At 59.1% G+C, this 13,373-nt stretch carries 11 protein-coding genes; all 11 read right to left on the reverse strand.

Features of this window, described 5'->3' with window-relative positions:
* Nucleotides 1–275: 275 nt before the first annotated feature.
* On the reverse strand, nt 276–1,349 hold the full coding sequence (gene leuB, locus ACO6BQ_RS05280) for a 3-isopropylmalate dehydrogenase (RefSeq protein WP_489119869.1): 1,074 nt from the start codon (nt 1,347–1,349) through the stop codon (nt 276–278).
* Entirely contained in the window at nt 1,339–1,842 is a 504-nt protein-coding gene (locus ACO6BQ_RS05285) for a 3-isopropylmalate dehydratase small subunit (protein WP_489119870.1), read from the reverse strand. The genes leuB and ACO6BQ_RS05285 overlap by 11 nt, the downstream gene beginning before the upstream one ends.
* On the reverse strand, nt 1,842–3,104 hold the full coding sequence (leuC, locus tag ACO6BQ_RS05290; protein WP_489119894.1) for a 3-isopropylmalate dehydratase large subunit: 1,263 nt from the start codon (nt 3,102–3,104) through the stop codon (nt 1,842–1,844). Before leuC ends, ACO6BQ_RS05285 begins: the two co-directional genes overlap by 1 nt.
* A gap of 187 nt (nt 3,105–3,291) precedes the next feature.
* Complete coding sequence (ilvC, locus tag ACO6BQ_RS05295) at nt 3,292–4,308, reverse strand: ketol-acid reductoisomerase (protein WP_489119871.1); 1,017 nt, start codon at nt 4,306–4,308, stop codon at nt 3,292–3,294.
* Nucleotides 4,289–4,819: an acetolactate synthase small subunit gene (ilvN, locus tag ACO6BQ_RS05300; RefSeq protein ID WP_489119872.1), complete on the reverse strand. Its 531-nt coding sequence runs from the start codon at nt 4,817–4,819 to the stop codon at nt 4,289–4,291. Before ilvN ends, ilvC begins: the two co-directional genes overlap by 20 nt.
* 122 nt (nt 4,820–4,941) lie before the next feature.
* Nucleotides 4,942–5,916: a hypothetical protein gene (locus ACO6BQ_RS05305; RefSeq protein ID WP_489119873.1), complete on the reverse strand. Its 975-nt coding sequence runs from the start codon at nt 5,914–5,916 to the stop codon at nt 4,942–4,944.
* A 118-nt stretch (nt 5,917–6,034) separates the two neighbouring features.
* Complete coding sequence (locus tag ACO6BQ_RS05310) at nt 6,035–6,661, reverse strand: class I SAM-dependent methyltransferase (RefSeq protein WP_489119874.1); 627 nt, start codon at nt 6,659–6,661, stop codon at nt 6,035–6,037.
* Nucleotides 6,662–6,737: 76 nt separating this feature from the next.
* A complete protein-coding gene (locus ACO6BQ_RS05315) occupies nt 6,738–7,718 on the reverse strand; it encodes a diaminopimelate dehydrogenase (protein WP_489119875.1) in 981 nt (326 codons plus the stop codon).
* Nucleotides 7,719–7,784: 66 nt separating this feature from the next.
* Complete coding sequence (locus tag ACO6BQ_RS05320) at nt 7,785–8,099, reverse strand: hypothetical protein (protein WP_489119876.1); 315 nt, start codon at nt 8,097–8,099, stop codon at nt 7,785–7,787.
* 188 nt (nt 8,100–8,287) lie between these two features.
* Nucleotides 8,288–11,920 (reverse strand): hypothetical protein, encoded by a 3,633-nt coding sequence (locus ACO6BQ_RS05325; protein WP_489119877.1) that lies wholly within the window; start codon nt 11,918–11,920, stop codon nt 8,288–8,290.
* A complete protein-coding gene (locus ACO6BQ_RS05330; RefSeq protein ID WP_489119878.1) occupies nt 11,872–13,362 on the reverse strand; it encodes a histidine kinase in 1,491 nt (496 codons plus the stop codon). Before ACO6BQ_RS05330 ends, ACO6BQ_RS05325 begins: the two co-directional genes overlap by 49 nt.
* Nucleotides 13,363–13,373: the final 11 nt, after the last annotated feature.

Raw genomic sequence — 13,373 nt, forward strand, 5'->3', positions numbered from 1 at the left:
ACCATAATGTTGCCTCTCTCTCGTCGTGTTGCTGTTTTCCTCTATTGTAATATTTTGGAGCTCAATCGTGCAACAAAAGAATTTATCAGTGTTTCCTTAGGGAATCGCTGATAAAATGAAGTCCGTCAGATTGGCACAGATTTTTTCGTCCGATTGAGGCAGCAAACCGGACGCATAGCCAAAGCTATGTGGAGGATTTGCTAACGAAAAGCGGGCAAAAAAGATGCGCTAAGATGGCGTGGCTGAATTTATCAGTGCTTCCCTAGAGCCGCTCCTTACAAATACACAAGCACCGCGTCGGTCATCTCCGTCGTACCGACCTTCGTGCAGCCCGTATCCGCAATGTAGATGTCCGCCGTGCGCTTGCCGTCCGCGAGTGCAGCATCCACCGCCGCCTCGACCGCAGCAGCAGCCTCCTCCTCATGGAGTGCATAGCGCAGGAGCATCGCCGCCGAGAGGATCGTACCGAGCGGGTTCGCAATGCCCTGCCCTGCGATGTCGGGCGCACTGCCGTGAATCGGCTCAAAGAGGCTCGTCCCCGTGCCGATGGACGCGGACGGCATCAGACCGATCGAGCCGCCGATCACCGCCGCCTCGTCGGAGAGAATGTCACCAAAGAGGTTGCCCGTCACGATCACGTCGAACTGGGTCGGACGCACAGCAAGCTGCATGGCGCAGTTGTCCACATAGAGATGGTCGAGCGCGACATCACCGTACTCCGATGCAAGTGCCGTCACCGTACGCCGCCAGAGCCGCGAGGTCGCGAGCACATTCGCCTTGTCCACGGATGTAACCTTGCCGCGTCTGAGACGCGCTGTCTCGAACGCGAGACGTGCGATGCGCTCCACCTCGGGGACGGAGTAGTTCTCCATGTCCCACGCACGCTCCGCACCGTCCACCTGCTCGGACTCGCATTTCTCTCCGAAGTAGATGCCGCCGATCAGCTCGCGCACGATGACGAGGTCGACACCGTGCACGAGTTCCGGCTTCAGCGGCGAGTGCTCAATCAGTGCATCCGCGACCTTCACAGGGCGCAGGTTCGCATAGAGACCGAGCCCCTTGCGAAGTCCCAAAATCGCACGCTCGGGGCGCAGGGCAGGCTCCACACTGTCCCACTTCGTCCCGCCGACCGCGCCGAAGAGCACACCGTCCGATGCCTTGCAGACCGCGAGGGTGTCCTCGGGCAGCGGCGTGCCAAATTTATCGTATGCCGTACCACCCGCGTCGCGTGTCTCATACGTCAGCCCGAGTGAGAATTTCGCATCGACGGCTTTGAGAACGCGTACGGCTTCCGTCGTGATCTCCTGGCCGATGCCATCGCCGGGGACGACTGCTATCTTATACGCCATGACGGAAGCCTCCATTCTCGCGGATGTAGTTCAAAAGCCCGCCCGCGCGCGCGATGTCCTGCACGAAGCCCGGCAGGGGATGTGCGTGGAACGTATCGCCCGTCGTCAGATTCTCAATCGCCCCCGTCGCCGTGTCCACGCGCAGACGATCGCCCGCGCTGATCTTCTTCACATCGTCGCCGATCTCAAGGAGCGGCAGACCGATGTTGATGCCGTTGCGGTAGAAGATGCGTGCAAAGCTCGCCGCAATCACGACAGGCACGCCCGATGCCGCAATCGCAATCGGCGCGTGCTCACGCGAAGAACCGCAGCCGAAATTGCGCCCGCCGACCATGATATCACCCCGGGCCACATTTCCGGCGAACGTCGTGTCGATGTCCTCCATGCAGTGCGCCGCGAGCGCCTTCGGCTCGAACGTATTCAGATACCGCGCAGGGATGATAACGTCCGTGTCGATGTTGTCGCCGTACCTCCAGACCTTACCCTCGAACATCACGCCACCTCCTCGGGGGCTGCAATCCGCCCCAGTATTGCACTCGCCGCCGCAACGTGCGGACCTGCGAGATAGACCTCGCTGTCAACGTGTCCCATACGCCCGCGGAAATTGCGGTTCGTCGTCGACACGCACCGCTCACCCGCGGCGAGGATGCCCATGTAGCCGCCGAGACACGGCCCACAGGTCGGTGTCGAGACCGCCGCGCCCGCATCCATAAAGATGTCAAGATAGCCGCGCCGCATCGACTCCTGATAGACCCACGGCGAGCCGGGGATGATGATGCAGCGGACATGCGGGTGCACCTCATGCCCCTTGAGTATTTCGGCTGCGATCTCCATATCCTCCAGCCGCCCGTTCGTGCACGAACCAATTACCACTTGGTCGATTGCAATCGGTTCTGCAATGTCCATCACGCGCTTCGTGTTCTCCGGCAGATGTGGGAACGAAACGACGGGACGCAGTTCGCTGAGATTGATCTCCACCGTGCGTGCATAGCTCGCGTCGGGGTCGGGGTTCACGGGCTCAAATGTCCCCGTCATGCGCCCCTCAACGTATTCTTTGCACACATCATCGTATGGGAAAATACCGTTCTTGCCGCCCGCCTCGATCGCCATGTTGGCAATCGTCAGACGGTCGGTCATGGTCAGCTCCGCCACGCCCTCGCCCGTGAACTCAAGGCTCTGATAGAGCGCACCGTCCACACCAATCATGCCGATGAGCGTCAGAATGACATCCTTGCCGCTGATGTCGGCGGGCTTTTTGCCCGTCAGATGCACGTTGATCGCCTCGGGCACTTTGAACCACGCTTCGCCAGTCGCCATGCCGACTGCGAGATCGGTCGTGCCGACACCTGTCGAAAAGCCATTCACCGCGCCATAGGTGCAGGTATGCGAGTCCGCGCCGATCGTCAGCATACCGGGGCCGACGATACCCTTTTCGGGGAGAATGACGTGCTCGATGCCGACACGCCCCTGCTCATAGTAGTGCAGGATGTCATGTTTGCGTGCAAAGTCGCGCATGATCTTCGCCAGCTCCGAGGACTTAATGTCCTTTGCCGGCTGGAAATGATCGGGGATCAGCGCGATCTTCGTGCGGTCAAAGACGGGGCGTCCCGTCTTTTCAAACTCCTTGATCGACGGCGGCCCCGTCACATCGTTTGCGAGCACCATGTCGAGACGGCACGTCACGAGCTGCCCCGGCTCGACGTGATCCAGTCCCGCATGGCGTGCGAGAATCTTCTCGCTCATATTCATGCCCATATTGCCCTCCAAAAATATAGCCTCTTTATCATATGTTACTGAAAATCTAAACCAGAGCTGTGCGATGCTCCTAAGCAAACCCTAGTGGAGCAAGTACGGCAGCATTCCGTAACATTACCATAGAACCAAAACATACAGAAAAAGGGGCTGTGCAGCCCCCTTTGATCGTTTTTGAAAAACCGCGCTTTTAGTCCTTGCGGAGATCCGCGCCGTCCTTGAGCCACGACATCATGCCGCGCAGCTCCTTGCCGACCTCCTCGATTGGATGCTCTGCGTGGATGCGGCGCTCTGCGAGGAAGTTCGCACGCCCTGCCGCATTGTTCTCCGTGAGCCAGCGGCGCGCAAACGTGCCGTCCTGGATCTCGGCGAGAACACGCTTCATCTCTGCCTTCGTCTCCTCGGTGATGATGCGCGGGCCGGTCATATAGTCGCCGTACTCCGCCGTATCGGAAATGGACTTGCGCATCTTTGCCATGCCGCCCTCATACATGAGGTCAACGATGAGCTTCATCTCGTGGAAGCACTCGAAATACGCAATCTCCGGCTGATAGCCCGCCTCGATCAGCGTCTCAAAGCCGTTCTGGATGAGGTGCGTCACGCCGCCGCAGAGGACGACCTGCTCACCGAAGAGATCGGTCTCCGTCTCCTCCTGGAACGTCGTCTGAATGACGCCCGAACGCGTGCCGCCGATACCTCGCGCGTAGGCCAAAGCTAAGTCAAAGCACTTGCCCGTCGCATCCTGACCGACCGCGAACACATCCGGCACGCCGCCGCCCTCGCGGAACGTACGGCGCACGAGATGTCCCGGGCCCTTCGGCGCGACCATGAACACGTCGATATCGTCGGCGGGTACGATCTGGTTGAAATGGATGTTGAAGCCATGTGCGAACGCAAGCGCACTGCCGGACTTCAGGTTCGGCGCAATCTCACTCTTGTAGAGAGCCGCCTGCTTCTCATCCGGAATGAGGATCATCGTGACATCCGCAGCCTTGACCGCCTCTGCCACGGGAAGCACCTTCAGACCGTCTTCCTCAGCGAGCTTTGCCGACTTCGATCCCGCATAGAGACCGACAACGACATTCACGCCGCTGTCCTTGAGGTTCAGCGCATGCGCGTGACCCTGGCTGCCGTAGCCGATGACCGCGACCGTCTTGCCCTCGAGCACGCTCCAGTTGACATCCTGATCATAGTAAGTTTTTGCCATAGTACTCCCTCTCCTCACAATGTTCATAAATTGTGTGTTCCCCCCGCTCGAGCGCAATGAGCCCCGTGCGAATGACCTCGACAATGCCGTAGGGTTTGATCACCTTCAGAAACGCCGTCACCTTGTCATCGCCGCCCGTGATCTCAAAGATGATCGAAGCGGACTCCACATCGACGACGTGTGCGCGGAACAGCTCGCCCATCTTGAGCACGTCGAGACGATTGTCGTCGTCCGCACGCACCTTGATGAGCGTCATACCGCGGCACGCCGCGTTCTTTTCGTCCAGTCGCTGAACCGCCCGCACAACGGGCATCTTCTCCAGCTGCTTGATCATCTGCTCAACGAGATTTCCATCCCCCTGCATCACAACCGTGATGCGCGAGAAATCCGGCGACTCCGTCACGCCGACAGACAGGCTGTCGATGTTGAACTCGCGCCGTGAAAACATACTCACGACGCGCACCAGAACTCCGGTCTGGTTCTCCACAAAGACGGACAGCACATGTTTCATAGAAGCAATCTCCTCCCCGCCGCACTGCAAGTATTTTCGTGAAAACTTCTTCATTATCGCCGACGCATGAGCATTTGTCAATATGTTTTAGGTGCTGCATGCGTGTATACGCGCTCACCATCCTAAACGCGCACCTCAAAGCGAGGCTTCTCCTCTGCATTCTCCTGCTTCTCTGTGCTTTTTACAGGTGCTTTCTGCACTGAGGGCATGGTCGGGGGTGGTACGGGCGGCGTTTGTTTCGTCGTTCTATGTGCCTGTGCAGCGGGCCTCGGTACGGCGACACGCGTGCGTATGGTATGCGGCGGGGCATCCACAGTTGACGGCGTGTGCGCCGCAGTCGGCTCCTCCTCCATCAGACGTGCGAGTGCCTCGCCCGCCGTCAGCCCCGTGAACTCCGGCAGGATCTCACTGCGTGTGTCGCGTGCACGGCGCGTCTGCTCTGCCGCTGCAAGGAGCTCGTCGTGTGCGCCCCGTTCCGTATGCGCTCGCTCCGTATCCTGCGCGTGCGACTCGTGTGCGCGCACCGTACGCTCCTGATCACGCGCGAGAATGCGCTCCCCGAGGGATGGCTCTTCCGTCACGGCAGCCTCGGGCTTCTTTTGGAAGAAACGGCGGAAGAATACAACACCGAGCACCAATGCGACGACGATCATCCCCGCCCAGTAAAGACCGCTCGTCGCCGTGTAGGACTGTGGTATCTCGGGCGGCTTTTGTTCCGTATTTGCAAGTTGCTGCTTGAGCACGGCATTCTCCTGTGCCATGTCGAGACCGTTTGCGACATCTGCGCCCGTCTGCCCCTCGACCTTCGTCCCGCGATCCACCTTCGAGGCAGACGTACTGACGGAGTCCCCCTTTGCCGCATCCGTACGGGCGGCGGCATTCGGACGCTCCGCCGCATTTTCCCCCGTCTTTGGTGCCCCCGTCGTTGTCTTGGAGAGTGCGCCGTTGCCCTGTGCCACCGAGTCACGCGCCTGCTGCTCCGCCTGTGCATCGCCCGTCGTATGCGTCTGATTCGCCTGTGCGTCACGCGCCGCATCCCCGAGTGTGATCTTTGGCGGCGAGGGGGGGGGCGGCGGTGTCGGCGGTGTAATCGCCATAGCAGCACTCCTTTCTCATCCAGTCTATGCCCTTACTATAGCAGAAAATGTCGTTCGGCGAAATAGCAAAAGCGTCCCGCCGATACGGGACGCTTTCTTCATTTGCAAAAGAAAAATCTCACGCCTTGTACGCCCGAACATTGAGGCGATCCGCCTTCAAATCCTCGTCAATCTCCACGCGTGCAAAGCCCGCACCCATGAGCAGCGGTTCGAGTTCCTCACCCGTATAGACAGACATTCCATCAACGAGTTTCTGCCACTTTTCATGTGCACCCGTCTTGCCGCTCGTCTCGTTCGTTATCATGAATACGCCGCCGGATTTCAGTACGCGGTGCATCTCCGTAAAGCAATGGGCAATCTCTTGCCAAAAGTAGATTGTTTCAAACGCAGTCACAACATCGAACTGCCCATCACCAAATGGCAGTTCCAATACATTCCCCTGCATGACCGTGCACCGTCCCACCTCGATTGCCGCACGGTTCACCTCACGTGCCTTCTCCACGGAAACCGTCGAATAGTCCAGCCCCGTCACATCCCCTGTGGGGAGCATCTGCAAAAATTTCGCGAGGTTCGCCCCGCCGCCACATCCGCAGTCGAGAACGTGCTCGTCCCCGCGCAGATCCAGATGCGAGAGCCCCCATGCTGCAATCCCAACATGCCCGCGATTCATCATCGCAACAACGACCCTGCCCATCGTCCCCTGTGGTTTCTCAAAATTACCAAAAAATCGCCGAAGCAAGCCCATGCTGCTCCTCCTTTCTGCAAATGCCACAGCACCAATACAAAAGTGCCCCGTGCAAAAATGCACGAGGCACTGGATTTTACAACAAAGCCGCACGAAGCTCCTCACTGCTCCGCGCTGAGAGATAGGCAGGGGCGATGTCGAGCACGGTCTTGCAGCCCGTCTGCCCCTCGGACGCAAGGCGGTGTGCCGCACGTGCATACGCCGCGAGAACACACGCCGTGAACTCGGGGTTCGAGTCGAGCTTCAGGTTGAACTCAATGACGTGCTTGTGCTCGCCATCCTTGCCCGTCGCGCCCGAGCGAACGACAAAACCCGCATGGGGCAACCCCGCATGGTCACGCTGCAGCTCCTCCTCGCTGATGAAGTGCACCGTCGTATCGTAGTCCGCGAAGTAGTTCGGCATCGTCACGATCGCCTTCTCCACGGCAGCCGCATCCGCGCCCTCCTCGAGCACGACGTAGCACTCGCGCGTATGCTTCTCACGCGTCGAGAGCGTCGGATTTGCCCCGCTGCGCACGGCATCGAGCGCGGCAGGAACGGGAACGGTATACTGCTTGGCATCCTTGACACCCGGCACACGGCGAATCGCATCCGAGTGCCCCTGACTGACGCCGCGTCCCCAGAACGTGTAGTCTGCACCGTTCGTCAGCACCGCATTGCCATAGACACGTGCAAGCGAGAACATCCCCGGATCCCAGCCGACCGAGATCACACCGACGTGCCCTGCCCCCTTTGCCGCCGCATCCACCGCCGCGAAATGCGCGGGAATCTTTGCGTGCGTGTCGAAGCTGTCCACCACATTGAACAGCTTGGCAAACGCCGGCGTCTGCTCGGGCAGATCGGTCGCAGAGCCGCCGCAGAGGATCAGAACGTCGATCTTATCCTTCCACTCCGCCGCCTTGTCCGCATGGACAACCGGCACGTTCGTGCGCGGCTTCACCGATGCGGGGTCGCGCCGTGTAAAGACGGCGACCAGCTCCATATCCTCATTTGCCTCGACCGCATACTCCACACCGCGGCCGAGATTGCCATAACCAAGAATACCAATTCGAATCATAAAAACTCCTCCCACCATCCCCCCAAGGACGGCGTCAAACGTAGGAGAAAGCGCTTTCGCGCTCCCTCAGTAATGCGGGTGCGACTTCACATAGTCAACCGGGCGCGACCAGTCCACCTGGACGTTCGTCTCATTCCACAGGCGCGTGAGAGCCAGTTCAAAGCTCTCCCGATCCGCGAGCGGAGTGACGGTCTCCTTCGTGAAGTCCATCAGCGTCTCATGCGGCACCTCGACCTCATGATCGGTCGCGAGGAAAGCCTCCGCAGCTGCACGTCCCTTCTCATCCGCGAGATTCACCGTCGCAGAACGCGAAGCCGCATCATAATCAATCCAGCCGAGAACGTCGCCATAGCTGACGGCGACACTGTACGTATCACTCACTCGTATCACCTCTTATATTCGCCAACGATAAATCCGTTTTATCGTTGAGCCCTTTGGATATATCCTGCCCTATCGGGCGTGTCTTATTATAGAACGATTCCACCGGACACGCAACCGCCCAATGAAAATAATTCTGTATACAGAAAGAGGCGACATCAAAGCCGCCCCTCTCAAAATCAATATTCCACTTAGAACGCCCACGTAATCTGTGCGCCGCCCGCGATACCCTCGCGCTGACCGGTCATGCCCATGAGGTTTACGCCGTAGCTGACGCGGCCGTCCTTCGGTGCGAAACGGTAGCCGAGTTCGAGGATGCCCGTGCCGCCGCCGAGCGAGGGGCTCGGCGTGGAGTAGCCCTGATACGTCGCCGTTGCATCACCGCCAAACTCGTGCTCGTACGCAAGTCCCGCATAGAGCTCTCCGCCGCCGCCGACCGCATGCGTATAGCGTGCGCCGACGCGCAGACGGTGCGCGTCCACATCGCCGAACTCGAGGATTCCGCCCGAACGCAGCTTCACCGTATCGCCCGCCTGATGCGAGTAGAAATACTTCGCATAGCCTTCAATCTTGTTGCCGTTCGCGATCTTCCACTCCTGACCGACACCGACGTGTCCTGCGAAGTACGTGCTCGCATTATCGTAGCTCAGCTCCGCCGCATCGTCACTGCCCGTATAGTCGCTTGAGACGCGTCCCGCGCGCAGGCTTCCCTCGACATACAGACCGCTGTCCTGCGCCATCTTCGCCATCACACCGCCGCCGATGTAGTGCATCGCTCCGCTGCCGTGCGTACCGTCGTCCAGATAGGAGTCATACGTACCGCGCCCGTATTCGACAAACGGACCGTAGGTCAGCTTCGCGGCCTTCATCTCATTTGTACGGGCAAAGCCGACGTTGAGATTCCACCCCTTTGCATCCACGTAGGAGCCGGAATTGAGCCGCACAGACGAGCCGCCTTGCGCCGCCCACGGCCGGAATGCACCACTGACCGCCGCCGACGCATTTGCACCGGCAGATGCCGCAGTACCCGCAGCCGCAAGTCCTGCATCCGTGTTCCGCACGCCCTCGGCGGAGGAAGGAGCGGAAGCAGTCCCCGCCGAGATCACAGCAGCCGCCTCAGCCGCAGCTGTATATCCGACATTCGAGAGAAGGTCTGCACCTGCATTCAGCAGTGCGCTCGCCGCCACGCGCGTCTCGACCGGCGACTTGCTCCGATCGTTCACATCAACGCGGTCGACTGTCGCAATCAGCTCATTCTCCCCGCGCTTTTCAAGGCGCATCGTATAGTCGAGAATGCCGCTCTGCGTCGCCTTCATCGTCCGCGCATCGCCCGTATTCTTCAGCTCCGTTGCCGTTGTCAGCGTACCGTTCACCTTGAGCAGGCTCACCGCATCGCCCCGACGGAACGCACGCGCATCTGCCGCGACCGCAGCCACACCGAGATTCAGCGTACTGATATCCTTGACTGCGGGGGCATTGGTAAGTGTCAGCATCGTCCGCGTCTCCGAGGACGTTGTTCCCGCCGGCAGATAGAAATGGAGATTCTGCACGCCGTCAAAATCCTTCGCCGTCGTGCCGAACGAACGCACCGCGAGTGTGTTGTTCGTGCTGTCCGTGTTCCCTGCACCGCCGTGGATCACGCCGCCGATATTGACAGCTCCGAAGAGGTTCACTGTGTTGCCCGATGCCGCTCCGTTTGTCGCACGTCCGCCGTAGACATCGCCGCGCACCGTACCGCCGAAGATATCGACCGTGTTTTCCGTCGCCGTCGTGCCGAAGCCGCCAACGAGTTCGCCCGCCGAGCCGTCCCGCAAGACAAGCGTGTTCTTCTTCGCTGCGTTCGTACGCGATGTGCCGCCGTATGCCGTATCCGTGATCTTGCCGCCCGTCATCGTGAGCGTATTCTCCTCGACCACGTTGCCAAGCTCCGAGCGACCGCTCCATGCGGAGTCGTTCGTATTGTCCGACGCCGCATAGGAGACTTCGTTGCCCTTGAAACGATAGGTGTCCGTGTAGACGCTGTTGTTGTTTTTATCGGTAACGAACTCGAATACATCGCGCGTCTCCCCCTTTGCGCCGTGATAGGTCGTGCCAAAGTCAATGCCGTTCGCATTCGCCATCAACGTGACACGCGTCGCGCCGTAGCTGCTCACCGTCATGTTCGTAGGATCGACCGTCGCCGTTACCTTCGACCAGTCAAGCCCCGTGGTCTGTGCAGCACCATTCAGCGAAAGGAGTGTCTTTCCCGCCGTATCCTTGTTCACGGCGAAGTTCAGCTGCTCAAAGTTTGCAATCTGCCCTGCCGTAATCGCGCCGCGCACATTCAGCGTGTTGCCCGTCACATCGTCGGACTTGCTGCCGCCATAGATCGTGCCTGTAACCTTCGTGCCGTCTGCAACGGCACGGAACACACCATTCTTGTCGGTATAGCCGATATTCACGATATTGCCCGTGGTCTTACCCGTACCGTTTGTGTAGCCGCCGTAGACATTCTGCACCGTGCCGCCCGTGAGATTGACCGTATTGTTCTTCGCCGCACCTGTACCGTCGGTCTGCCCGCCGACCGCATACTCCACCTTGCCCTGCTTCATGTTGACGATATTGCCCGAGACCTCGCCCGCATTGGCTGCGTTCGTGATTTTACCGCCGTAGATGTCCTTGATCGCGGTATTGTTGTTCGGGAGATCGAGCGTCGCTGTATTGTCTTTGACATCACCCGCTGCGCCCTCGTTCTTGCCGCCGTAGGCATAGGAGCACTGTGTGCCGGACGCAGGCAGCCCCGTCACCGTCAGCGTGTTGCCCGTCGTCGTATGACCAAAGCGGGAGAGTCCGCCGTAGACCTCGCCGCCGAACGTGGGCGTTGTGCCGTCATAGGTGACATTGCTGCCCTTGAATCGGCTCGCCTCCATCAGGAGGGCATTCGCCGTACCTGTGCCCGTATCAGTCGTCAGCCCGAACTCATGCGTCTCGGTTGCACTGCCAAGCTCGCGCGCCGCATAGTTGTTGAACTTCAGCGTCCCATTTCGTTTGAGCAGTGTCAGTCTCTGGATGCCGTGCGTTTGCGAGAGATCCGAAAGCCCCGCCCGATCGACGGTGATCTTGTCAAAGTCAACCCCCGCCCCGCTGAAGTCGCCCGCATCCGTCACGGACAGCATCGTATCACCGAATGCGGTCGCACTGTTCAGCTTGAATTTGTAGTTTTCAAAGTTGCCGACGGACTTCGCCGCGATATTCTTCGCATTGACGTTGAGCGTATTGCCCGTCGCCGCCTTGTTGCCGCCGTAAATATCACTCGCTGAGAGCGTTGCACCCGAGAGGTCATGGTGCGTGTCGTCACCGAGATTGACGATATTGTTCTCCGTCGTACCGTTCGCTGCTGTTGCATAGCCGCCGTAAATATCCTTTTGGAACGTACCACCCGCAATCGTGACGGTATTGTTGTTTGCCGTTTTTTCCGCCCAACCGCCATAAATCGAGTCATTGATCGAGGCACCACTCTCAACAGTGACGCTGTTGCCCTCTGCCTTGCTGTCCGCCGCTGTCGCATAGCCGCCGTACGCCGCCTTCACCTTGCCCGACGCCGTGATCGTGACATGGTTGTTCGTCGAATCGCCTGCGCCCGCTGTATAGCCGCCGTAGACGGTCAGATTCGTATTGTCCGTATTCGTGATCTTGATCTTGTTGTTCGTCGTCGTATTGCCGAGACTCGAATAGCCGCCGTAGACCGCCGTGCCTGTAACGTTGTCGGCAGTTGCGTCGGCATTCCGGAAGCGGTTCAATGCTGCCGTGACGTTCTGCGTCTGTGTCCTCGTAGGGTATAACATGCCTGCTTGTGCAGTAATGTTATACTCAAAGTCGCCGCTCGTCCCTGTTTTCGCAGCATAGTTGCTAAAACAATATCCGAACCAGAGCCCGCGTGCATAAGGATGACATTGCCTATATTGCCGTATTTCGTCTTATCGTTGTTCCACCCGGCTGCATCCAGCGTCAGCTTCGTCCAGTTCGCCGTTCCCCCGATGCTTCCTGTTCCCATGGTCAGCATCGTATCTCCCGCAGCAACAGGTGCTGTGAGATGGAAATTAAAGGTGTCGAAATTGCTGATTTTCCCAACTGCTACATTCTTTGCGTAGACGTGCAGTGCGTTATCGCTCGTGTTCGATGTGCGGTTTCCGCCAAAAATCTGAACACGGCTCATCCCCGTTCCGGCAGTGTATGTGCCGTCCTCCGTGCCGAGATTGACACGATTGTCCGTCGTCGTACCCGTGCCGTTGGAGAAGCCGCCGTAGATTTTTCCTGCGGTCGTCGGGACAGCCTGTCCGCCAAGTGTACCGCCCGAAATCGTAACCGTATTGCCCGTGACAGCGCCCGATCCATCCGAATAGCCGCCATAGACATTGCCGCCGCCCGAGCCGCCGATGGTGCCGCCCGATATGGCAACCGTATTGCCCGTGACCGTTCCGTTTACAGCTGCATAGCCGCCGTAGACATTGCCGCCAGCCGACGTGCCGACAGTTCCGTCTGACAGGATCACATGGTTGTTCTTGACATTACCCGAGCCTGCCGTATACGCGCCGAGCAGTTTTGTATTTGCCTTAGTGAGTGTGCCGCCCGTCATTGTGACGGTATTGGCCGAAATCTCTGCACTGCTCGAAGCGTTGCGGATAATGCCGCCCATCGCCTCGTCGCCGAACGTGCCGCCCTTGAGCGTAACGGTGTTCCCCGTGACAGCACCCGTTCCTTCCGTGCCGCCGCCCTGGACGTCGCCCTCCACCGTTCCGCCCGCGACCGTCACGGAATTGCCCGTAACAGCCTTCGTTGCAGATGCACCGTTGAATCCGCCGTAGATGGGATCCTTCGACAGTCCATTGTTGAAGAACACGCGATTGTTCGTGACCGCGCCCGTGCCGCTGACGCCGCCGTAGATCATGCTATATCCGTCGCCGTTGCTGACCTTGAGCCCGTGAATCGTCAGCGTATTATTACTGACATCCTCTGCAGCCGTCTTCTTTCCGCCGCCGGAAATCGTGCCATAAGTGCTGAACGGCTTATTCGGATCTCCGCCCGCACTTCCAAGCGTAATCTCATTGTCGCTCATGAAGCCGGTCTTGTCCGTACCCTCAAGGCCGTTGATGCTTGCAGTCGTCTCCGTATACTTATGCGTTTCCGCCGCATATGCCGACGGTGCGGAGAACAACAGTCCCCCCCCACTAGACAGTCCCAATGCAACATAGACAGCCAAGCGACGCTGTGCTTTCAATCCACTCAACATGTGCTCCT

The organism is Centipeda sp. (in: firmicutes) (assembly GCF_057271695.1).

What these genes read in the sequence shown, in the direction of transcription:
- leuB (WP_489119869.1), bottom strand. Translation starts at nt 1,349, where the DNA reads ATGGCGTATAAGATAGCAGTCGTCCCCGGCGATGGCATCGGCCAGGAG.
- ACO6BQ_RS05310 (WP_489119874.1), bottom strand. Translation starts at nt 6,661, where the DNA reads ATGGGCTTGCTTCGGCGATTTTTTGGTAATTTTGAGAAACCACAGGGG.
- ACO6BQ_RS05305 (WP_489119873.1), bottom strand. Translation starts at nt 5,916, where the DNA reads ATGGCGATTACACCGCCGACACCGCCGCCCCCCCCCTCGCCGCCAAAG.
- ACO6BQ_RS05285 (WP_489119870.1), bottom strand. Translation starts at nt 1,842, where the DNA reads ATGTTCGAGGGTAAGGTCTGGAGGTACGGCGACAACATCGACACGGAC.
- ACO6BQ_RS05325 (WP_489119877.1), bottom strand. Translation starts at nt 11,920, where the DNA reads ATGTTATACCCTACGAGGACACAGACGCAGAACGTCACGGCAGCATTG.
- leuC (WP_489119894.1), bottom strand. Translation starts at nt 3,104, where the DNA reads ATGGGCATGAATATGAGCGAGAAGATTCTCGCACGCCATGCGGGACTG.
- ilvN (WP_489119872.1), bottom strand. Translation starts at nt 4,819, where the DNA reads ATGAAACATGTGCTGTCCGTCTTTGTGGAGAACCAGACCGGAGTTCTG.
- ilvC (WP_489119871.1), bottom strand. Translation starts at nt 4,308, where the DNA reads ATGGCAAAAACTTACTATGATCAGGATGTCAACTGGAGCGTGCTCGAG.
- ACO6BQ_RS05315 (WP_489119875.1), bottom strand. Translation starts at nt 7,718, where the DNA reads ATGATTCGAATTGGTATTCTTGGTTATGGCAATCTCGGCCGCGGTGTG.